Annotated in this window: 15 protein-coding genes; 2 read left to right on the top strand and 13 right to left on the bottom strand. The window is 38.5% G+C overall.

Going from position 1 to position 22,077, the window contains the following annotated elements; all coding sequences use genetic code 11:
- Nucleotides 1-55: 55 nt before the first annotated feature.
- The 11 genes from P176_RS0104735 to P176_RS0104685 form a co-directional block, all read right to left on the bottom strand.
- Nucleotides 56-490: a Fur family transcriptional regulator gene (locus P176_RS0104735; RefSeq protein WP_026753622.1), complete on the bottom strand. Its 435-nt coding sequence runs from the start codon at nucleotides 488-490 to the stop codon at nucleotides 56-58.
- Nucleotides 491-526: 36 nt separating this feature from the next.
- The gene (locus P176_RS0104730; RefSeq protein ID WP_026753621.1) at nucleotides 527-3,034 is read right to left on the bottom strand and encodes a heavy metal translocating P-type ATPase; all 2,508 of its coding nucleotides are present in this window, start codon (nucleotides 3,032-3,034) and stop codon (nucleotides 527-529) included.
- Nucleotides 3,031-3,393: an STAS/SEC14 domain-containing protein gene (locus tag P176_RS0104725; protein WP_026753620.1), complete on the bottom strand. Its 363-nt coding sequence runs from the start codon at nucleotides 3,391-3,393 to the stop codon at nucleotides 3,031-3,033. The genes P176_RS0104730 and P176_RS0104725 overlap by 4 nt, the downstream gene beginning before the upstream one ends.
- Nucleotides 3,394-3,437: 44 nt before the next feature.
- A complete protein-coding gene (locus P176_RS0104720; protein WP_008992770.1) occupies nucleotides 3,438-3,860 on the bottom strand; it encodes a Fur family transcriptional regulator in 423 nt (140 codons plus the stop codon).
- Nucleotides 3,861-4,004: 144 nt separating this feature from the next.
- Complete coding sequence (locus P176_RS0104715) at nucleotides 4,005-4,436, bottom strand: hypothetical protein (protein ID WP_026753619.1); 432 nt, start codon at nucleotides 4,434-4,436, stop codon at nucleotides 4,005-4,007.
- A gap of 59 nt (nucleotides 4,437-4,495) precedes the next feature.
- The gene (locus P176_RS0104710; RefSeq protein ID WP_026753618.1) at nucleotides 4,496-4,834 is read right to left on the bottom strand and encodes a P-II family nitrogen regulator; all 339 of its coding nucleotides are present in this window, start codon (nucleotides 4,832-4,834) and stop codon (nucleotides 4,496-4,498) included.
- A 115-nt stretch (nucleotides 4,835-4,949) separates the two neighbouring features.
- Nucleotides 4,950-6,212, bottom strand: a complete 1,263-nt coding sequence (locus P176_RS0104705) for an efflux RND transporter periplasmic adaptor subunit (protein WP_026753617.1) — start codon at nucleotides 6,210-6,212, stop codon at nucleotides 4,950-4,952.
- Between the two features lie 16 nt (nucleotides 6,213-6,228).
- Nucleotides 6,229-10,644 (bottom strand): CusA/CzcA family heavy metal efflux RND transporter, encoded by a 4,416-nt coding sequence (locus tag P176_RS0104700; protein WP_026753616.1) that lies wholly within the window; start codon nucleotides 10,642-10,644, stop codon nucleotides 6,229-6,231.
- Nucleotides 10,645-10,763: 119 nt separating this feature from the next.
- The gene (locus P176_RS0104695) at nucleotides 10,764-11,159 is read right to left on the bottom strand and encodes a hypothetical protein (RefSeq protein ID WP_231481190.1); all 396 of its coding nucleotides are present in this window, start codon (nucleotides 11,157-11,159) and stop codon (nucleotides 10,764-10,766) included.
- Nucleotides 11,160-11,234: 75 nt separating this feature from the next.
- Nucleotides 11,235-11,576, bottom strand: a complete 342-nt coding sequence (locus tag P176_RS18990) for a DUF6660 family protein (RefSeq protein WP_231481188.1) — start codon at nucleotides 11,574-11,576, stop codon at nucleotides 11,235-11,237.
- A gap of 52 nt (nucleotides 11,577-11,628) precedes the next feature.
- Nucleotides 11,629-12,834: a site-specific integrase gene (locus tag P176_RS0104685; RefSeq protein ID WP_026753614.1), complete on the bottom strand. Its 1,206-nt coding sequence runs from the start codon at nucleotides 12,832-12,834 to the stop codon at nucleotides 11,629-11,631.
- A gap of 581 nt (nucleotides 12,835-13,415) precedes the next feature.
- On the opposite strand from P176_RS0104685, the gene P176_RS0104680 reads away from it, so the two are divergent.
- Nucleotides 13,416-14,627 (top strand): serine hydrolase, encoded by a 1,212-nt coding sequence (locus tag P176_RS0104680; RefSeq protein WP_026753613.1) that lies wholly within the window; start codon nucleotides 13,416-13,418, stop codon nucleotides 14,625-14,627.
- 44 nt (nucleotides 14,628-14,671) lie between these two features.
- Here the strand turns inward: P176_RS0104680 and P176_RS0104675 are convergent, their stop codons facing one another.
- Nucleotides 14,672-18,643: an AsmA family protein gene (locus tag P176_RS0104675; RefSeq protein ID WP_026753612.1), complete on the bottom strand. Its 3,972-nt coding sequence runs from the start codon at nucleotides 18,641-18,643 to the stop codon at nucleotides 14,672-14,674.
- Between the two features lie 95 nt (nucleotides 18,644-18,738).
- Nucleotides 18,739-19,944: an FAD-binding oxidoreductase gene (locus P176_RS0104670; protein ID WP_026753611.1), complete on the bottom strand. Its 1,206-nt coding sequence runs from the start codon at nucleotides 19,942-19,944 to the stop codon at nucleotides 18,739-18,741.
- A 196-nt stretch (nucleotides 19,945-20,140) separates the two neighbouring features.
- On the opposite strand from P176_RS0104670, the gene P176_RS0104665 reads away from it, so the two are divergent.
- The gene (locus P176_RS0104665; protein WP_026753610.1) at nucleotides 20,141-21,931 is read left to right on the top strand and encodes an alpha-amylase family glycosyl hydrolase; all 1,791 of its coding nucleotides are present in this window, start codon (nucleotides 20,141-20,143) and stop codon (nucleotides 21,929-21,931) included.
- The last annotated feature ends 146 nt before the right edge of the window (nucleotides 21,932-22,077 follow it).

Genomic DNA, 22,077 nt, shown 5'->3' with positions numbered 1-22,077 from the left:
AAACCTGAACTGGACCATTGGGCGCAAAGGTTCAAGGTTCAAGTACTCCCACCTGTTATTTTTTCCTGCATTTTTCACATATTCCTTTCAATACAAGGTTCACATCGTTCACTTCATAATCGTCTGGCAAGCTCTCTTCCGATATTTTATTTGGTAAACAGATTGTTTTCCTACAATCGGTACAATGAAAGTGCATATGTAAATCTGTACCGTATTTACCTTTGGCGTTTTCATCAGAAATCGCATATTTTGCCACTCCGACCCCATCATTAATCTGATGAATCAACCCTTTATCCTCAAAAATCTTGAGATTGCGATAAAAGGTCGTTCTGTTTGCTGTTTTATTGGTTTCGCTCTTTTGAACAAAGGCCTTTTTCAAATCGGAAAAGGACACGGCACTTTGTTTCCTTTTTAGGAACTTGTATATCTTCGACCTCATTTTAGTAGGTCGAATCCCGTGATATGATAGTATCTTTTCCGTTTTGGTCATTTTAACCTTTTCAAAAGCAACCCTTTTTTATTAAATTTATTTTTTATAAGCCAAAAGCCTTAACGCATTAAAAACCACAAGTAACGTTGAGCCTTCGTGGATGACCACTGCAATACCGATATTGGCCCAACCCATAATGGTCGATGGTATGAGCAATGCCACAATACCGAGGCTTACCCAAAGGTTTTGCTTAATAATGGTTTTTGCCTTCCTGCTCAAACCTATGGCAAAGGGCAGGGTTTCCAGTTTATCGGCCATTAGGGCAATGTCAGCTGTTTCCAATGCTACATCACTGCCCGCAGCACCCATTGCGATTCCTACGGTGCTGTTTGCCATTGCAGGGGCATCGTTCACACCGTCGCCTACCATTGCGACTTTGGATTCCTGTTCTTTTAATTTTTTAATGGCATCAACCTTTTCCTCTGGCAACAGGCTTCCCCAGGCATCGGTCAACCCAATTTCTTTAGCAACGGCATCGGCAACCTTTTGATTATCCCCGGTTAGCATTATCATCCGTTTGATGCCGATTTCCTTTAATTTTTTCAGTGTTTCCTTGGCCGCTTCCCGTGGGGTATCCATCAGGGCGATGATACCGATATATTCTTTGTTCCTTCTTATGAGCATTGTGGTATTTCCACCACCTTCAAGTTCTTTTACTTTATTCGATATTTCTTCGGATGGTTTTGCTTCATCGAGGTCTTCGTACAAGTCAAGGTTTCCAATATAGATTTTATCCTTGCCCAAGGACGCTTTGATACCTTTTCCGAGAACCGCTTCTAAATCTGACGCATCGGTAATATCAGTACCTTTCAGACGCTCTTTCCCATCCCTTACGACAGCTTTGGCCAAAGGGTGGTCGCTCAAATTTTCAACAGCAACAGCTATCTTTAACAGTTCATTTTCTTCAATATCCCCTAATGGTACTACTTCGGTAAGTTTGGGCTTGCCTTCTGTAAGCGTGCCCGTTTTATCAAAAGCCAAAGCAGTAATGACCCCTAAATCCTCAAGTGGTCGCCCACCTTTGATAAGCACGCCGCCACGTGCTGCCCTTGCCACACCGCTTAATACGGCACTTGGTGTTGAAATGGCCAGTGCACAGGGACTTGCAGCTACCAATACCGCCATTGCACGATAAAAGCTGGCACTAAACGGTTCATCAATGACCAGAAAGGCAAAGAGCAGGATGCCCACCAATATCAGTACGGATGGTACAAAGTATTTTTCAAACTTGTCGGTCAACAGCTGGGTTGGGGATTTCTGGGTCTGTGCCTCGTTGACCAATTTGACCAGTCGGGACAGCGTAGAGTCTTTGGCTTCTTTGATTACCTTTATTTCCAGCGTGTTATTACCGTTGATAGTTCCGGCGAACACGCGGTTTTCATCATTTATATCATCATCTGCGGAATAGTCCCTGCTCGTATCTTCCACGGGAATTTTGTCCACGGGTACACTTTCCCCGGTAATAGGTGCCTGGTTGACGCTGCTTTTTCCATTGACCACGACGCCATCTGCGGATATTTTACTATTGGGCTTGACCACTATAATATCGCCAATACTCAATTCCTCAATTCCAACTTCTTCGGTCTTGCCATCTTTTTTGAGCAATGCCGTTTTTGGTGCTAAATCTGCCAGTGCCGCAATGGACTTTCGGGCCTTTTCCATTGCATAATGTTCAAGGGCGTGCCCCAAACTAAACAGGAACAGCAACAAGGCACCTTCTGCCCATTCTCCCAAAATGGCTGCCCCAATGGCTGCAACAAGCATTAAGAAGTCGATTTCAAAACCACCTTTGGCGACGGTCTGTACTGCTTCCTTGGCCGTAAAAAAACCACCGAAAAAGTAAGCACCAATATATAAAGTAAGACTGACCCAATCTGGGATGGATTCTACATAGGAAAGCCCGAAACCTATTCCGAGAAGTGCCCCACAGATAATGGAAAAAATGAGCTCCGTATTTTTACCGAAAATACCACCGTGGGCGTGCTCTTCTCCTTCATCGTGGGTCTCGCCCTCTGTGGAAGTTTGTTCTTTAGTATCTTCCTTCTTTGAACGCTCCTGTTTTTTGGATGCTTTGGTGTAATCATTTTCGTTTGAAGCACTCCGCTGAATCTGAAGGTCTTCATTTTCAATTTGTTTACTTATTTCATCAAAATTTGTTTGCTTTTTATCAAATTCAAGTCGTACCATTCCAGAGCCTGAAACCGAAGCTTCCAAAACTCCATTGATTGCCAAAAGGGTTTTCTCTATGGAACGAGCCTGCCTTGTGTGTCTGATTCCTTTAACCTCTATGAGCAAATGCCCGTACTTTTCGGTAATCTCGGCACCTGTCCGTTCGGCGAGGGATTGAATGCGGTCGATGGAAATGATATCGGGGTCATAATGAAAACAGAGCTGTGGCAAATCATCTCCGTTTGCATCGGCCACGTGCACTTTTTCGATGCCCTCTTTGGCCTGTAATTCTTGAATAAGCCTTTCAACACAAGTATCTTTTTCGTTTGGAACTTGCGGAAGTATGACTGGGATTTTTAGTTGTATTTTTTTCATTTTTTACTATATTTTTTTATCCATTCTTTGGCATTGTCTTTTTCTTCTGGCTTATAAAATTTTATATGAGCTTTTGAAAAAGGAAGCAATGCCTCGGTAAATTGCTCCTGCCATTTAACGCTACCCACTAAAGCAACACGCTTTAAATGCGTTTCATTCGGAAGATTTAATTCAATTCCCTTCCAATATGCGTTTGCCGTCCAGCCTTCAAAATTTTTAATTTCAATGTACCAGGAAACTTCCTGATATGCAGTTATATGTTCTGTTAAGACCGGTATCAAGTTTTCATAATCCTTGGCATCCAGCTTATTCTCTGCTACCATATATACAGTAGCCTCTTTTTTATAGATTGTTATCATTGCTCATTATTTATAAATGATAATTGAATTTAAAAACCAAACGTTTAATCCAAATTGCCACTGCATTTTTCGCAGATGCCCTTTACCACCAAGTTAATGTCCTCCGTGATATAGCCATCAGGCAAGTTGATATGAGGGATTTTATGTTCTGTTAAACAAACCGTTTCATTACAATTGTTGCAATGAAAGTGCAAATGAAGGTCGTTGCCGACCTCGCATTCACAATTTTCTTCGCAAAGGGCGTATTTTATAATTCCGGTCCCATCCTCGATTTGATGCACAATACCTTTTTCTTCAAACGCTTTCATAGTCCTAAATAGGGTACTTCTTTCACTGACCTTAAAATCTTTTTCCAAGTCGCCAAGGCTGATGGCCACATTCAACTCTGCCAACCGCTTATAGGTCATAAGGCGCATAGCCGTAGGTCGTATTCCTTTGCTTTCTAAAAATTGAACTATTTTTTCCATTTGTATATCAGGTTTATGAAAGAATAGTTGCGTGTTTTAGCAATAAACTTCGCAAGTCCAGAATCAACTGGAAAATCCGCAAGGATTTTCCGAATAGGCAAGGACAAGCAATTATTTTTATACGGTGTCATTTTTATTTTTCGTTCAGTTTTTCGGTTTAGAAATCAGATTGTCCAATTCCAAATATTTCTCTTTCATAAGACTCAAAGCAAAAGCTCCGGCAGAAGCACTAAAAACAGAAAAGTCAAACGCTCCTTTTATTCCGGTTGAAAAAGTCATTGACAAAGCAAATACTAACAATAGAAATCCGCTTAATTTTGCGAACAGTTCCGTTTTAAATCCTATTATCAAGAAAATCGCAAAAACAATTTCGGCTACGGTTGCTAAAATTCCTATTGTTGGGATTAGTGAATTGGGAATCCAAGGATTTATCAATTGGGTATAACTCAAAAAACTTTCCCAATTTCCCCAAACAGAAACTTCTTTGCTCCAAACTCCAAATCTGTCGGCGACTGCCGATAAAAAACCGATTGAAATTGCTAATCGCAAAAAGACTTTAATAAACTTGGCATTCATATTTTTTATTTTTCGTTTCTAATTTCCGTAGCGTTCGGTTAAATGCACCACAGCTGGTTTTATAAGTCATACCTCTTGAGAGATTCCCCGGTTTTAATCTGAAAGGCATCCTCGATATTTGCTATATAGATAATGCCGTCTCCAGGTTCTTCCGTTTTGCCATTTTTTAAAATTATTTCAATGGCAGCTTGGGCTTCCTCATTTTGACAGACCAATTCCAGCTTAACCACAGGACTATCGGTAATACGAAAATCCAACGAAGGTCTTGCACCTTTTGCCTTGAATGCGCCAGTGCCTTCTGCTTGTGAAAGGGTCATACTTTCAAATCCATTATCTGATAGTGCTTCAATGACTCTTTGGATTCGGTTCGGTTTTACAAATGCTTTTATTTCTTTCATCTTAAAAATATTTTTATGTTTTAATCGATTTTGAACCGAGCTTGTTTTCTAATTTTTAACTAACTAATTAAGACGATAAACAAACTCGGAATCAAAATCTTTGATTGTTATTGAATTAATGTCCGTGTTCCAGTTCGCCCTTGACCATTTCCGAAGACAGGTTATACGCTCCGTTTATGACAACTTTGGCATCCTTTGAAACTTCGGCAGGCAAATTGACTTCAACAAAGCCTAAATCAGTAATACCGACCGTTACGGGTATCATTTTAAACTTCATTTTGTTCGCTTCCATTTCTTCATCTTCATCCAAAATAAAAATGAAGGATTGCTCGCCTTCTTTTATAATGGCAGCTTCCGGTACGGCAAAACCCTTTTTCTCTCCCTGCACTATTCGCCCTTCCACATACATACCTGGCAATAGGTTTTTATCCTTGTTTTCAATATCTGCCAGAACTTCCAAAGCTTTTGGGTCGGTGTTGAAGGTTTTACCTACAGACCGAACGGTTGCTTTAAGCAGTTCATCTGGGCGTGAGGCCGTGGAAAAATATATCTGTTGCCCTTTCTTGATATGCTTTATGTCCTTTTCATATACTTTGAAGTTGACATAAATCTTTGAATTATCGCTTATTGAGAACATTTTGGATTGTTGTGCCACGTAATCGCCAAGGCTAATCATTACTTCATCCACGTAACCACTTATGGGCGTGGTAATGGGAACAGCGGGATATATTTGGCCTTCCGCCACTTTGTCCGGGTTAATTCCCAACAGTCTCAATTGGGACCGCAAACCATTGACACTGGATGTTGTTGAACGAAATTTTGACTGTGCCATCTGAAATTCCTTTCCCGAAGAAACACCTTTATCATAAAGGGTCTGCTTGCGTTCAAAATCCTGTTTCAAAAAGACCAGTTCATCATTTTTTTCCTGATAATCTTGTTGCATTGCAATGATATCTGGGTGTTCTATATATGCCAACACTTGTCCTTTGCTTACGTTATCTCCAGGGATGACTTTTATGGCACTCACATTTCCACCAACAAAAGGGCTTATGTTCGCCTTGTCCTGTGGGAAAAGTTCCAGCGTTCCTGTTACCTTAATGTTGTTCCCTAAATTCCGTTCTTCCAAAGGTTTCATTTCCAAACCTATGGTTTCGGCCTGTTGCTTTGTAAGTTCCACAACGCCTTCTTCCTCGCTGTGACCTCCTTCTTCTTCTTCTCCTTCATTGTGGCCTTCATCGCCGTGTGCATCTTCTCCAGCTTCATTGGTTTTTGATACGCCTTCGGCTTCGTTATGCCCAAGTTCAGATTTTTGGGCATCATTACAACTCATAAACATAAGTGTAAATAATACGGTACTTACTAATAGTATATTCTTCATTTTTCTTTTTTTAAGGTTATAAATTGCCCAATTGATATTGCATATCAATGGTCTGCTGGTTAAACTGATTGATGTATTGTAAATGGTTTTGTTTAATGCGGATGGCACTATTGAGAATCGTGATGTAATTGACGTAATCTATTTCGCCTTCTTTAGATGCCAATTGTGCGGTGGTAATTTGTTCTTCTGCCAAGAGTAGTGCGCCTTCTTCGTAATATTGCAAAATCTTCTTTGTTTTTTCAAGGGATTTGGTCAATTGCGACACACGACTTTCCGTGACCGCCTTTTGTTCCAAATATTGATTCTCTGCTACCATTGCGTCTGCCTTGGCTGCCTTGACCCTCGACTTCTGGGGAAAAAACCATAACGGAATGCTAATACCTGCCTGATAGGTGTTGAAGCCTGACACTTCATCCACAACCTGTCTGCCATACGATAAGCTGAATTTCGGTAGGAATTGTGATTTCTCAACGCCCACGTTTGCTTTACTTACTTCGGCATTTTGCAAGGCATATTGCAACATTGGGTTATTCGCTACCGAAGTGGAATCTAATGTCGCCATAAAATCCAATGTTTTGTATGGTTCACTAATCGTTTCAATGGATTCATCCGTTCCCAAATATTGTTTTAAGGCACGTTTGGCTATTTCAATATCATCAAAGGCTTGTTGCCTTAATACTTGAATCTGTTGAAATTCGGAAGAGGCTGAAATAAATTCCAATTTGCCTGTTTCTCCCGTATCATACCGAAGTTGGGCAGCGGTCTTAAAATTGGCATAAATACTGTCCAGTTGGTCTGCAAAGCGCAACTGCGCCTTATAATAATTTATTTGGTCATACGCTTGCATCACATTACGCACCAATTGTTGTTCACTGGCCACATAAAACTTTTCTCCCAAGGCAATACGCTCTTTATAAAACTTCGATTTTGAAAATCCGGATAGCAAATCAATATTGCCCTGTTGCACACCAACGGTTGTTTGTACTCCAGGAAGATTATTACCATATTCTTCTTTGCCTGTGAAAACTTGGGTGCTACCAAGGTCAAAACTCGTTCCCTTTAGTGCTTTTTCCCGTTCAATAAAAGCTTGGCTCTCTTTAAGGGATGGATAATTCTGTTTTGCCAGAGCAATGGCCTCATCAATGGTCAATGTCTTTGGAATTGTACCATCTTGATTAATGTCTTGAGCAAACGCAGTTCCAGAAGCCATCAAACCTCCAACCATCAATAATACAGTTACAATGTTCGTTGATTTGTTGACATAACTTACATCTCCATCGTTATTGTTTCGTTTCTTTCTCGATTCGAGCCAATAATACAATACAGGAAGGACCACAAGCGTTAAAAATGTTGCGGTTATCAAACCGCCAATAACCACTGTTGCCAAAGGCCGTTGCACTTCCGCACCGCCAGAGGTAGAAATCGCCATCGGGATAAAGCCCATAATGGCCGCCGTTGCCGTCAGCAGAATTGGTCGTAAACGTTCGTGCGTTGCTTCGTATATTCGTTTTTTTAAGTCTGTCATTCCACTTTCTTTTAGTTCATTGAATTTGTTTATCAGTACCAACCCGTTTAAAACCGCAACTCCAAAGAGCACAATAAAACCTACTCCGGCAGAAATACTAAAAGGCATTCCCCTTATCCAAAGGGCAAACACGCCACCAATAGCCGCCAAGGGCACTGCCATATAAATCATTAGGGATTGTGAGAACGAACTCAATGCAAAATAGAGCAATATGAATATTAGGAAAAGTGCAATAGGCACTACAATCATCAATCGGTCTGAAGCACGTTGAAGGTTTTCAAACGAACCTCCGTAGGTTACAAAATAACCTGGCGGTAGTTTCACGTCCGTTTCCAATTTTTGCTGTATTTCCTCGACCATCGATTTCACATCGCGCCCACGAACATTTACACCAACCGAAATACGACGAGAGGTATTGTCCCTTGAAATCTGCATTGGCCCGGGTTTGTAGCTGATATCTGCCACTTCCTTTAAAGGCACTTGCGCTCCGTTTGGCAAATCGATATAAAGATTTTTAAGGCTGTTGATGTCCTGTCTAAATTCCTTTGCCAAACGAATGACCACATCGAACCGTTTTTCGCCCTCAAAAATCACACTTGCCTGTTCGCCTGCAAATGATGCACTCACATAATCGTTCAACTTGTCAACAGTTACACCATATTGGGCCATTTTCGCACGGTTATATTCCACCGTCATTTGTGGCAAGCCGCTTGTAGCTTCCACATTGAGGTCAGCCGCTCCAGGAACGGTTCTGATGACCGCTGCGATTTCCTGTACCTTGTCGGCTAACACTTCTAAATCCTCGCCGTACAGTTTGATTGCCACGTCCTCACGAACACCTGTAAGCAATTCATTAAAACGAAGTTCTACAGGTTGGGTAAATACGAAATTTACGCCGGGAACGACTGAAATTTTTTCTTGAATTTTTTCTATGAGTTCTTCTTTGCTATCTGCGGAAGTCCATTTACTCTTATCTTTTTCAAGAATAATGTAACTATCGGCAATGTCCATAGGCATTGGGTCTGTTGGTATTTCGGCCACACCAATCCTTGAAATTACCGTTTTTACCTCGGGAAATTCATTGATTAAATTTTGAAGTTTTTTTGAAGCCTCAATAGACTCGGTAAGACTGCTCCCCGGTTTTATTAACGCTTGAAACGCAATATCGCCCTCATCAAATTTAGGTATGAATTCGCCACCCATATTACTAAAAATAAATCCTGCAATCAGTAATAGAGCAACTGCGCCAATTACGACACCAGCTCGAAAGCGAAGTGCAAAATTGAGCAATGGTACATACCCTCTGTTTAAACCGGACATTATTTTATCACTGAACCTATCAATCTTGTTTTCAAATTTGGCAAACCAACTATTCTGATTTTTAGCAGGTTTTAGGAATAGTGCTGAAATCATTGGAACATAAGTAAGACAAAGGATAATCGCTCCTAAAACGGCAAATCCGAACGTAAACGCCATAGGACGGAACATTTTTCCTTCAACGCCTGTTAAGAACAAAATGGGAGTAAATACAATAAGGATAATCAATTGTCCGAAAAATGCCGAATTCATCATCGTGCTTGCCGATTCATAGGCTATTTCATCCATTTCAGACTGGTCTATGGCGGTTGTGGTTTTTTTCATCCGTTGATGAATGTGGAATACCATTCCTTCCACAATGATTACAGCACCATCCACGATGATTCCAAAATCGATTGCACCCAAGGACATTAAGTTTGCCCATACTCCAAATTGTTTCATCAAAATAAATGCGAATAGCAATGATAAAGGTATTACCGAAGCTGTAATCAAGCCACCACGGAAACTTCCCAAAAGCAAGACAAGCACAAAAATCACAATCAATGAACCTTCAATAAGGTTTTTTTCAACGGTGCTTGTGGTTCTTCCAATGAGTTCACTTCGGCTTAAAAATGTATCTATGTAAACGCCTTCGGGTAGGGATTTTTGTATTTCTACAATGCGCTTCTCCACATTTTCGACTACGTTGCCTGGGCTTTCGCCTTTCAGCATTAAAATTTGTCCACCAACAGTTTCGTGTCCATCTTGGGTAAACGCACCATAACGTACCTGATTACCAAAGCCTACTTTTTCGGCGACATCCCGTATTAAAACAGGGCTTCCGTTTTGTGTGGTTACAACTGTATTTTCCAAGTCTTCAATGCTACGTGCCAAACCTTCGCCGCGGATAAAATTGGCCTGGTTGTTTTTTTCAATGTAAGCACCACCAGTATTGGCATTGTTGACTTTCAAGGCTTCAAAGACCTGATTCATTGTAATACCGAAACTTTTCAGCTTATTAGGATTTATTGCAACTTCATACTGTTTTACATAACCTCCAAAAGCATTGACCTCGACCACTCCGGGGACTAATGCCATTTGACGTTTTACAATCCAATCTTGGATGGTACGAAGCTCCATTGCATCGTATTTATCTTCGTAGCCCTCTTTTAATTTTAAGGTGTATTGGTAGATTTCGCCCAGACCTGTAGTTATTGGTGCCATAAATGGCGTGCCGAAGCCTTCGGGGATTTCTCCAGCAACTTCGGTTAATTTCTCTTGTACCAATTGCCGGGGAAGATAAGTGCCTGCCTCGTCCTTAAATACAATGGTAACCACGGACAGCCCAAAACGGGATACTGAACGCAGCTCGATAACGTCAGGAAGATTTGCCATTGCCAATTCTACCGGATAGGTAACAAATTGCTCAATATCTTCAGTACCTAAATTTGGGGCCACTGTAATAACCTGTACTTGGTTGTTGGTAATATCGGGTACAGAACCCAGATTTATAGTGGCCATAGACCAAATGCCCGTACCTACAAGTGCCACTATAAAGAGCCCAATAATAAACTTGTTATTAATGGAAAATGAAATGATTTTGTTAATCATAGAAAAAGTATTAATTCAGTTTAAACATCGCAATGCAAAGAGATGCAATACGTTTATGATGCGATACTTACTTTGAAAAGCATCACGGTAGGATATAGCTATCCTAAAAAAAAACTGAATTATACTTTAGGGGGTTGGAAAAGCGATTCCAGATATCTGGAATTTAATTGGAATGTGTAATGATTATACTGATTTTTAGCCTCGGGGGAAACCTTACTTATTAACGTAGGTTGAAAAGGTGCGAAGAATACAAAATGTTGACAACATTGGTGGCTCATATGCACAGGCTCATTGTCGTGGTCTGAATCTGGATGGTGGTTATCCACTTTTCCATCATCATTTATGTAATCTTCATAAACATATTCAAAAAAAGAAAGTCCATCATTTTCTCTATGGTCTTGATAATGCGCGATAAAATGGGATATTTCTTCTATCTGCTCACAAACTTCCATATTGGCCGCTATTCCTTGAAAAAAGAATAGAAACGACATCGATATGGAAACGAATATTTTCATAAAGTTTTACAAATATACGAATTAATCGATGCACAGGTTGTGCAAAGTAATTTTGACAATCCTTGAGTATGTTTATTAAAAATCAAAAAAACCTCTTCTAGGAAACTGAATTATAACCGTTGGCAGTAAAATGGAATGTGGGATATCTTTGCCGAGGTTATCAAAATTGGCGAAAAATTCGTGTAGAATTGCAGGTTGTAATGGCTCGAATACAGCAAGCCCGAAATTTATGGTGTGAACGTGGCAACAATGACATTGGCAAAAAGGCGAGCATAACTCGCAATCTTGACTGTGGTCACCATCAGCATCGATTACCGTAACAACTTGGGAATCATCTTCGCTATAATTCATATCATTGCAAGGCACAGCATTAAGTGCCAAGAAATAAAACGAAAGTATGATTACAATAAATTCCACGTTACAAAGATAACAGAATTTTTGTGCAACTGTGTTGCAAAATTGGAATGGTTCAAAAATTGACTACACTATCCAAAGCATCATCAGCATCCTTATGGATGAAATTTGCTTGATAACGTATAGTCGTTGTTACAGATGAGTGACGATACAATTTTTGCAGCATTTGAATAGGAATTTTATCCCCAGAAATATTACCAAAACTATGCCTGGCAATGTGCATACTTATATTTTTCTTTATCCCCAGTTGCTTAGTGGCAATCTTTAATCTTCTATTCAAATTTCGAGTTATTGATTGTGTTCTTTTCGATATTTCTTCAGTATCATTGAGGTTGGTGCCTTTTAATTGAGGAAAGACAAGCTCATTGTAAGATGAATTGTCTTTGTAAAAATCAAATATTTCTATAGCTTTTTCAGGAATTTTAAGAGAAACAAGCTTACTGTTTTTGTTCATCCGATAGAGTAGGCGTCCATCGTTAAAATCTGACCATTTTAGTTGTAATACATCCCCAATTCGAATACCTGCAAAGTAAAAACTGACGAGCCAAATATGAATTGCCTTTTGTTGAGCTTCAGTTATCCCTTGTGCATTTTCTAATATTTGAATTTCATCTGCCGTAAAGCCAATTTTTTGAGCTTCGGGAATTCGTATAGTCATCTTTCCTTTGCCAAATGGATAGAGGCCTCTATCTGTTATTGATTCAGAAATTGCCAAATTAAAGATTGTACGGATGAGAATTAAATAGTTTACAACTGTCCTCGGCGAAAGGTTTTTAGTATGCAGTAAGTGAGTTTCAAATTTCTTTAGAACTGTGACATTCAGTCTATTGAAAGGAAGTGAATCTTTGCAAAGAAATTCTTTGAATTTTTTTAGTCGCCCAAGTTCAGTATCGTATTGATGATGTTTGTTTCTATTTTTTAGATTTTGAAGATGCATTTCGGCTACGGCGAAAAAGTCAAGTCCTTTAGTAACTACAATTTTGTTTTTGATTTCTGAAACTGTCTGATATTCAGTTTTCATTTCAGATTTTAATACCTTATCGTTAGCTTCTGCTACCTTAGTTATAATAAAATTATTCAGCACCTTTGAATTAGGGTGCGACTTCCTAACATTGCGGTTTTTCTCGTCCCAAAATTTTATATCTATATATTGACCTGTATTTAAGTAAGAACTTTTACGGTCTTTAGTTATGCGAATAGAAATAGGAAACCGTCCGGCTTTATTTTTCTTTTTTCTTAAAACTACTCTTACTGTTGCCATAATAATTACTTTTGGATTATAAAGGTAGTCATTTTAGGTACAACATAGGTACAACATTTGTTGGTTTTGTTTGATATTATATATTGTCAAACTATATTAAATAGTATGTAAATCATTGATTTATAGTGTTTTTATATTAAATTGATAGTATAGTATCAAAAACTCATAACCCGAAGGTCACTGGTTCGAGTCCAGTTCCCGCTACTAAGACGAGAGTCGATCAAAAAAACGGAATGTGAGAACATATTCCGTTTTTTTTATTTTTATATGTCCCTGCTCACTCCACCACCGATCTTGCTTGGAAGAGATTAATCCTTTTTTTTCTCAAACTTTAGTATTAAAAGAGCTTTTCTTATAACACAATATATCTAAAGGTTATTAAGTATGAATTTGAGTTCTTCCTAACAGAATAGAAAGCTTGATGGCCCTTTATCTCAATTTTAATTATATGTTTTTCTTAAAAATGCGATCGTTTTAACAGGAACAAGCTATTTTAATTGACAAATACAATATATCTCATTAAAGTATTTTGAATATCGTGTAATGATTATTAACTTCATCCCATAAAATCTTAGCTTTATTTGAAAAATAATATCAAAAAAATATCGGTCGTTTCTCTAATTCTTATTTGTACCTTCTCAATAGTTGTGCTTTCTTCAGCTTCTTTTGCTGAAAATTCATCAGCTAATGCTGGAGGTTTAGCAAAAATTTCACTCGAAACCCTACAAGAAGGTGTCTCGCCACTCATCATCGAGCGATATCCAGAGAAAGAGTCCAAAAATGTAAGTGCTAAATTAGATTCATTATTAGATCGTATTAATAAACGACATGATTTTAATGGCGCGATATTGGTGGCAAAGAATGATAAGATTCTCTACAGTAATCAAGTAGGAATGGCCGACTTCAATAAGAAAACACCTCTAAATAAAGAATCGGTTTTTCAATTAGCGTCAGTGAGCAAACAATTTACTGCGGCTGCAATCATGTTATTGCACGAGCAGCACAAAATTAAACTTACAGATACTGTAAATGCCTATTTTCCGGGTTTTCCATATGAGGGCGTTACTATTGAAAACCTTCTCAACCACACTGCAGGATTGCCAAAATATTTCTGGGTGTCTGAGCACAAATGGAATCAGGAAAAAGCTCCTTCCAATAGCGAAATGATGTCATTATTACAGAAGAGCAACGTGCAACGCTTTTTTGAACCTGGTCATAATTTTGACTACTCCAATACCAATTACTTTGTTTTGGCATCTATAGTTGAAAAAGTCTCTGGAACGTCTTTTAGCTCATTCTTGAAAAAGAACATTTTCGATCCGTTAGAAATGGATCACTCCTTCGTATATAGCTTTGAAAATGATAGTATCAATGAGAATCAGCTAGACGGTTATAGGCTGTATCGAGGCTGGAGGCATCTTAAGATTGGAGGCACCGTAAACGACGCCGTTGTGGGCGACAAAAATGTATACACCACAGCCGAAGATCTTTTTAAATGGACCTTAGGGTTAAATACAGGCAAGCTTCTTAGCAAAGCATCTTTAGACCTAATGTATGCTGAAGGAAAAACAATTTCAGGTAGAACAATTCCTTATGGTTTTGGATTTAGAATTGATAACAAGCGAGAAAATACCATCTATCATCATGGACGATGGAATGGATTTAGTACCGCGCTCACAACCTATTTAGATGACGATTTGGTAGTTATCGTGTTAGAGCATACGAGTTATAAATCCATGAGGTCACTTAATGCTCAAATAAAGAAAATTGTCACTGAGAATTTAAAGACTTAATTTTTTTTTTCTGAAAACGTAAACATTAAGAAACAGGGTTTTCTTTATTTATTGTTTTTCAGATCTTCTTTCTGCTTTCTTAATTTCCGATTGCTCAATCTTAGTTTCACCTTCAGTTCCTGATGCTTAGGTTTGGGGTCATTATTATTTTGAATGAGTTGGACGTAAAATTTGCTTCCGGCATTTTCAAAACCTGTTTTTTCAGGGAGTATCAATCCATCATTACCTTTGAGGTTTTTCCAAGGTAAAGAAATCCAAACATTTACAAATTCATTCATTTTAAACTGCCCTTCTACAAAAAAATGTAGTGCCGAAGATTGTATTTCTGTTCGTGGTATAAGGATCTTTCCGTCTACAACTTCGAAGGTCTGTACAATAGGCTGAAATCTTAGCTGTTCAAAGCGCTCCGCCTTCATGAGTGGCACGTTATCCATTATGGGTTGAAAGCCATAGATTGCCAAGTCAATAATATCAAGTGTTAGAGAGCCATTGAGAGAGCCCATATCTAACTTTCCTTCGTTATCTAGCCAGCCTGTAGCTTGTAATTTATAATTAAGTGTCCCTTCAATGGTATCTGTGTTCTTTAGCGCGTCATTATCTAAATAGTTTAGGCCCGAAATCAACGCGTTTAGGTCAATATGTGTGACGTTCATATCAATATCTACCGGCAGTTTCTCTTGAGACGCTAAACCAAATTTAAGGTCGAGATCTGCCGCGCCGCCAAAAAAATCAAGTGCGGTTTCTGAAATATGGAATCGATCACTTCGATCAAAGAATAATACAGAACCGAAATTTTCTATTTCAAGATTCTCATGTCTCAAACTGTCTAGCTCTATATTTAAGGTGGGGTTAAAAGATGTATTGATGCCATTGAGGGCTTTTTTTAATCCGTTAAGATTGATATTGGTTTTTGTTGTGTCTTCTACCGATTTACGTGTTGAAGATAAAAAGGCTTTTATGTCTTTGGTGTCGAGGTAACTCGATTTGATATTAAAATTTGAACGTTGATTATCAATCTCATTGGTGCTATTTACAAAACTTGAAAAGTGATCAATGGTCCCTGAAAAGTCTACCGAACTTCTTCCTGGCAGATCCAGCTGAAGTTTCTTTAACGTAGCCACATCATTCTCTATTTCTACATTCAAACTATCAATAGGGATACTTAGCTTAGCCGCTTCATTATAAACCACCGATGGTCCAAGCTTTAATTGGCCTTGGGTATTGTTATTAATCAATTTTAGGTTTTCAGACTGGCCATTGTAGACGCCGGTAAATTCAAATGCCCCCGAATTAAACACAAAGTTTGTAGTCTTGAGATAATCATTTAAATCTTTACTTTCGCCCTTGGCGTTAGCAATAAAATTGAACTCAAAGGGATTGGAGTATAATTGGTTCTGATCTGATTTTGTGGTGATCACCTTCCCTATGACCTGCGCTTGAGAAGACTTATAACCAATGTTTAAGTAATCTAAATTGAGTGTAGAATCATTTTCAAAAAAAAGATGAGCCCCAATGTTTTTAGTAATAAGGTCTTTGTATTTTAAGGAGTCTATAGACAAGCTAATATCAGGATCAAAATGGCTAATGTCTGTAAAAACACTATGCAGTTGTTTGCGTGGTTTGTTGATTTTGTTGTTTTCCTCATCGCTTAATGAGGCCACCATATCCAAAACATCATCGCCATCTAAAAAAGGCATAGAAACCGATAAATCAATAGAGCCAGGATTGCTATCGTCTTCTAAAAGAAAACTAGGAAATTTCCTTATTTGACCCTTTAACTCTATTGGTCGTAGATCGGCAAGGTCTAAATTGAATTTTTCTAAAGTGATGTTAGAGTCTCGTACATCGAGGGCCAAAGAATCAAACTTGATATCTAGGTCTGCTGGCTGGTAATAATAATGATTTTCAGTAAGTACCAGATTCCCTTTAGCGGTTTTCAAAAGCTCATTAAATTCTTGAATATTACCAGAAACACTGCCGTCAAAATCGTACTGCCCAGAAATGATTGCCAATAATTCGATGTTGAACAAGTCTTTAAAAACCTGAACTGGTCCTAAAGAGTTGACTTCTAAATCGACCACAATAGGATCTTTTGAGCGTCCATTTGGCAACGGAACTTTAAGGCTACCTTGTAAACTTGTAACTGCCTTATCATATTTAAAATCAAATTCACTAATAGAAATAGTTTCTGCATTGGTGAGCGATAAATGAGCTCTAACATCTTTTAAGGTGATGTCATTAAACTGCATTGATTTTAAATCAATATTAAATTGAGGATGAAATTGAGTGTATACTGTATTTAGGGTTTCGTGTAGCGTTTTCCGATTCTCAGAGGTTGATCTTTCCTCAGGGAGAAATTCGGTTGCCATCTGGATGATTTCAGTAATATTAATCGCATTGGAGATCAGATCAATTTTACTTGTTGTAGAAGATACAGGTACTTTTGATATCAAATCTGCCGGATGACTAAGCCATCCTTTAAGCACCAAAGTATGGCCATTTGGCATTAATATTTCTAGTTTCCGAAGGTTGGCAATGTCTTGATCAAGATCTAATACAATGCTGTTTATTGGTAATTGAAGTCCATTACTTTTTAGAACTACCCGAGTGTTCTCTAAACTAAACCTGCCTTTTGCATGATTGGCAAGCTCGGTGAGTACTGGGATATCTCCAGAAATTTGAGCCGCTAAATCAAAATTGCCGCCTTTAAAATCAAAATTATCAGTGTCTATTAACCGCGTCAACGCTTCATTACTTCCTTTGAGTTGTACTGGCGCATAGACGTAATTTAAAACTTCAGGAGTGCTCATATAATACGCGGAATCTACAGCAACAGCAATGCCATCAAGGTCTGCCTTAAAGGCATCCATATATAGTTTGAGGTCTTTAGAAGTCTTCTTCGCTTTTTTTAAACTATCCGTCGCATAGATATCTGTAGTTAAACGTCCACTAAATCTAGCATCCTTTAAATTGTACAGTTCTGAAATAACAACGTGATTTTCCGAAGAAGAAAACACCACATCGACCTTAGGATCGTTGCCATAACTAAATGCTCCTGTTAGATCAAGCTCAGATTTAAAAGTCTTGATGATTTGGTAATCTTTTAATTTTGCGGAAATGCTATCGGTAAGCAAGCCTTTAACCAGCTTGAAATCTGTGGATGGGTTGGTCAATCTAAAGGCATAGGTTCTAGTTTGGCCTACATCAAAATTTGCTTCAAGACGGAACGTTTGATCATCGATATGAAGCGGAAATTCTGAAACAGCAATGCTATGATTTTTTTTATTAAACTTAAATTCTGGCTTGCCTTGTACCCGAGCACCATTAAAAAAGGCGCCTTTCTTCATGTTAAATCCGAGCAAGTTAACGGTAACATCCAATGAGGCATCACCGGTTATTGCACCGAGATCGCCATCATATCGTCCGTTGAGTTTATGAAAATCCAAATCAAAATGTTTGCGCTCTGTAGTGTCTTTTGAAATGAAAGTGACATTTTCTAGAGAAAATTGAAGTTTGTTTTCATTTAACAGCTCTGATAGTTGCAAAGGATCTACAGGTTCATTTGCGTTATCTAGTTTGAGTTGCTGGTAATAGGTATTAGGTCTCGTTGGGATGACCTCTGAAAAGACAGTCGCATTTTTTATGTCAATCTTTTCAATTTTTATATCTCCTTGTAAGAGATCTCTAGGTCTTACTGTGATTTTAACCTGCTCGATAGATATGGCAGAATGCTTGTCTGAGATAGTATCGATACTGGTTTGTTCAATATCTAAAACGGTAAAGCCTATTTTGGGAAAACTGCTTATAAAGCTCGTGTTGACCTCACCAATAGATAGGGTGCCATTATGGTTTTCGCTATACCATTCTTGTAAAACGTTGATAAGCGTGTCCCTGTTTAACCAGCCAAGTGTAAAGAGACCTACAGGAATGCATATCAAAATAGCGAGGGTCAAGAGCATTCTCTTTAACCACTTGCGTTTGATGGGTTTTTTACGGTCAGGATTTACGGTCTCCAATAAAGCGTTAATTTTCAGGAAAAATAAGAAGAAAAATTTAGTCGGATGTTAAAATTATCAGCATGCGAAGTGAGAAATGCTTAAATAGCATAAATCTAGCGACCAAATTTGTAATACGCTTCTAAGGGATGGGTTTCTCCTCTTAGTAGCGCAGCAATAATATCCATCCCGATAACTGAAAATGTAATACCATTTCCTCCAAAACCCAATACAAAATAAGTGCTTGGGAAATCTTTGTGTTTACCGATATAGGGAAGCCCGTCCTTGGTTTCTCCAAAGGTTCCTGCCCATGCAAAATCATTTACAAAATCATAATCTGGTAAGATTTTGCCTAAGTATTTTTTTAGCTTTTCAGCTTTTTTACCAATGTTGGCATTTCTTTTTTCGGGATCTACATAATCTTCATCTTCTCCGCCAATGAGTAAACGATGGTCATCAGTGGTTCTCATATAGATATAGGGGTCTGCTGTATTCCAAAAAAGAGTATTTTCTAGCTGCTCTTGGTGGTCTTCAAAACGTTCTCCAACCATAGCAAATGTGGAGATGAGTTTCACGAATTTTTCCTTGATGATTTCTGTGCTTTCAAAACCATTGCAATAAATGAGTTTTTTGGCTCGTATAGTACTATTGTCGTTCACCTTTACAGTAACTCCAGTTTTTTTATAAATCACCTTGGTGATGTTGGTTTTATCAAAAATCAAGAGCCCTTTCTTATGGTTATAGGCAAGAATGTCATGAGCCAATCTAAAGGCATCAATGCTTCCGCCTTGTTCGGAGAGAATTCCGCCGTGTGTGTTATTTAATCCAAAGGTCTTTAGGATGTCATCTGCTTCTAACCACTTTACCAAAAAACCATTTTCCTTTCTTGCTTCAAATTCCTTTTTAAGCTTAGGGACATCTTTTTTGTAGGCCGCATAATATAACGACTGTTTTTTCTCAAAGCCACACTGAGATTTGACTTTTTTAGAAAGTGCCCCTAATGTATCTATTGAGTCTGAACACGCTTTATAATTGGCCACTGCAGCATCTTCACCAATTTGCTGCATCAATTCATGCAAAGGCACATCAATTTCATATTGCAACATAGAAGTGGTTGCAGAAGTGCTGCCATGCGCAATTTCCCGTTTGTCAATTAAAGCGGTTTTATAACCATCTTTAATGCATTGATGTGCAATCAAACTTCCTGTAATTCCACCACCAACAATTAGGATATCCGTAACTAAATCTTTACGTAATGACGGATAAGAATTTACGATACCGTTTTTTTCTAACCAAAAAGGTTCACTAGATCTTAATTTCATGATACAATATATTTTATCCATAAATGTAGAACAATTCTGAGCTCATATAAGAGACATCTGTTTTAGGTCAATCATTTACCGTTTAGAGCGCGTTAATAAATATGTAAATCAAATCATTAGTGGGATCAACATCTTAAATTAGCTAGACATTTTTAATGATGAAAATGTAGATAAATAGCTTTTAATATAATGAGTTATGGAATTGACAATTAAAAAATCCCTCGGTATGGGCGCCATTTTTGAAGATGGCATGACCACCTTTAGAGTTTGGGCACCAAATGCAGATCGCATCTTTGTGATGGGCACATTTAATGACTGGTCAAAGGAGAATCTTGAAATGGAGCAAGAAGAAAACGGATACTGGGCGGTAACCACCGATCAAGCTGAAATAGGAGATGAATATAAATACGTCATTCATAATGGCGATATGGTATTGGATCGTAATGATCCATATGCTTTTGAGATGACCAACAGTAATGGAAATTCCATTATCAGACGTCTGGATTTTGATTGGGAAGAAGATACTTATGTATTGCCCTCTTTTAATGAATTGGTGATTTATGAATTACATGTGGGTACTTTCAATAGAAAAGATGAGGATACAGTTGGCACTTTTGCCGATGTTATTGAAAAGCTATCTTATCTTAAAAATCTTGGTATCAATTGCATCGAACTTTTACCAGTAGCCGAGTTCCCAGGCGCTATCTCATGGGGTTACAACCCAGCTCACCCTTTTGCTATAGAACAAGATTACGGAGGTCCAGAAGGTTTGGCTGCGCTGGTTAAGGCAGCTCATAAAAAAGGGATTGGGGTGATTATGGATGTGGTGTACAATCATTTTGGACCTACAGATGTTGATTTATGGCAGTTTGATGGTTGGAGTGAAAATGACAAGGGTGGCATTTATTTTTATAATGACCATAGAAGCTCGACACCTTGGGGAGACACGCGCCCAGATTATGGCAGACAAGAAGTAAGACAGTATCTTCGCGATAATGCGCTTATGTGGATAGAAAAGTACCATTGTGACGGGCTGCGCTTAGATGCAACATCTTATATACGATATGAAGGTGGCGGATTAGGATTTGATAAAGCCATTGAAGAGGGCAATCAAATGATGCGGGAAATTAATAAAGAGTTACAAGAAAAATATCCGAATGTAATTACAATTGCTGAGGATTTAAAAGGTCAAGAATTTGTAACAGATGCCATTGATGCTGGTGGGGTCGGGTATGGCTCGCAGTGGGATATGAATTTTGTGCATCCTGTTAGAGAGGTTTTGATAGATGCCAATGATGACTCCAGAGATTTGCAGAAGATCGTGGATGCTCTTGAATATCGCTATAGTGGCGATGCTTTTAAACGCGTTATTTATACAGAATCTCACGATGAAGTTGCCAATGGAAAAGCGCGCGTTCCTGAGGAGGTTCAACCTGGTGATGCCGAAAGTCCGTTTGCCAAAAAAAGAGCTTTGCTCGGTATGGTATTGACGCTTACAGCTCCTGGGATTCCTATGTTTTTTCAAGGACAGGAATTTATTGAAGACGAGTACTTTCAAGATTCACAACAGTTGGATTGGGACAAACAAAGCCGACATAAAGGAATTACCAGATTGGTAGCGGATCTTATAAAATTACGTACTGGCGAAATGCCCGATGGTGACGGACTGCGCTCTCAAGAAATGTCTATGGTACATTGTAATCAAGAGACAAAGATATTGGCGTTTAGAAGAGGAAACGATACTTCAAATCCAGTATTGATAGTACTTAATTTTTCTAATCAAGATCGCTGTGATTACGGCATTGGGGTTGATGATGGGCGTCATTGGAAATTAAAGATAAACACGGTAGCAAAAGAGTATGATGCTGATTTTTCAGCACTGGAAGTCAATGATCCAAAGCTTATTGAAGAATCAACAGATCAAAAGCCCTTTACGGGGCAAATCGATATCCCTGGTTATGCTGCGCTTATCTTTACCTTACAATAGTTTTAATACACCATTATTCCAAAGTTAAAAACGCAATGAATTTGGTTCAAATTAGAAATTAAAAAAAAGCTTCTTAGAAATAAGAGGCTTTTTTTATGCTTTGCAATAATTCAGTTCAAAAAGAGATAAGACGTACTCATGGTTTG

Origin of the sequence: Sediminibacter sp. Hel_I_10, assembly GCF_000688335.1 — a bacterium.
Classification (GTDB): domain Bacteria; phylum Bacteroidota; class Bacteroidia; order Flavobacteriales; family Flavobacteriaceae; genus Psychroserpens.
This window is presented reverse-complemented; position numbering and strand designations above follow the sequence as displayed.

Coding starts and splice junctions, on each gene's coding strand:
- P176_RS0104670 (WP_026753611.1), bottom strand. CDS start 19,944: ATGAAATTAAGATCTAGTGAACCTTTTTGGTTAGAAAAAAACGGTATC.
- P176_RS0104735 (WP_026753622.1), bottom strand. CDS start 490: ATGACCAAAACGGAAAAGATACTATCATATCACGGGATTCGACCTACT.
- P176_RS0104685 (WP_026753614.1), bottom strand. CDS start 12,834: ATGGCAACAGTAAGAGTAGTTTTAAGAAAAAAGAAAAATAAAGCCGGA.
- P176_RS0104700 (WP_026753616.1), bottom strand. CDS start 10,644: ATGATTAACAAAATCATTTCATTTTCCATTAATAACAAGTTTATTATT.
- P176_RS0104695 (WP_231481190.1), bottom strand. CDS start 11,159: ATGAAAATATTCGTTTCCATATCGATGTCGTTTCTATTCTTTTTTCAA.
- P176_RS0104710 (WP_026753618.1), bottom strand. CDS start 4,834: ATGAAAGAAATAAAAGCATTTGTAAAACCGAACCGAATCCAAAGAGTC.
- P176_RS0104730 (WP_026753621.1), bottom strand. CDS start 3,034: ATGAAAAAAATACAACTAAAAATCCCAGTCATACTTCCGCAAGTTCCA.
- P176_RS0104665 (WP_026753610.1), top strand. CDS start 20,141: ATGGAATTGACAATTAAAAAATCCCTCGGTATGGGCGCCATTTTTGAA.
- P176_RS0104720 (WP_008992770.1), bottom strand. CDS start 3,860: ATGGAAAAAATAGTTCAATTTTTAGAAAGCAAAGGAATACGACCTACG.
- P176_RS0104725 (WP_026753620.1), bottom strand. CDS start 3,393: ATGATAACAATCTATAAAAAAGAGGCTACTGTATATATGGTAGCAGAG.
- P176_RS0104715 (WP_026753619.1), bottom strand. CDS start 4,436: ATGAATGCCAAGTTTATTAAAGTCTTTTTGCGATTAGCAATTTCAATC.
- P176_RS0104705 (WP_026753617.1), bottom strand. CDS start 6,212: ATGAAGAATATACTATTAGTAAGTACCGTATTATTTACACTTATGTTT.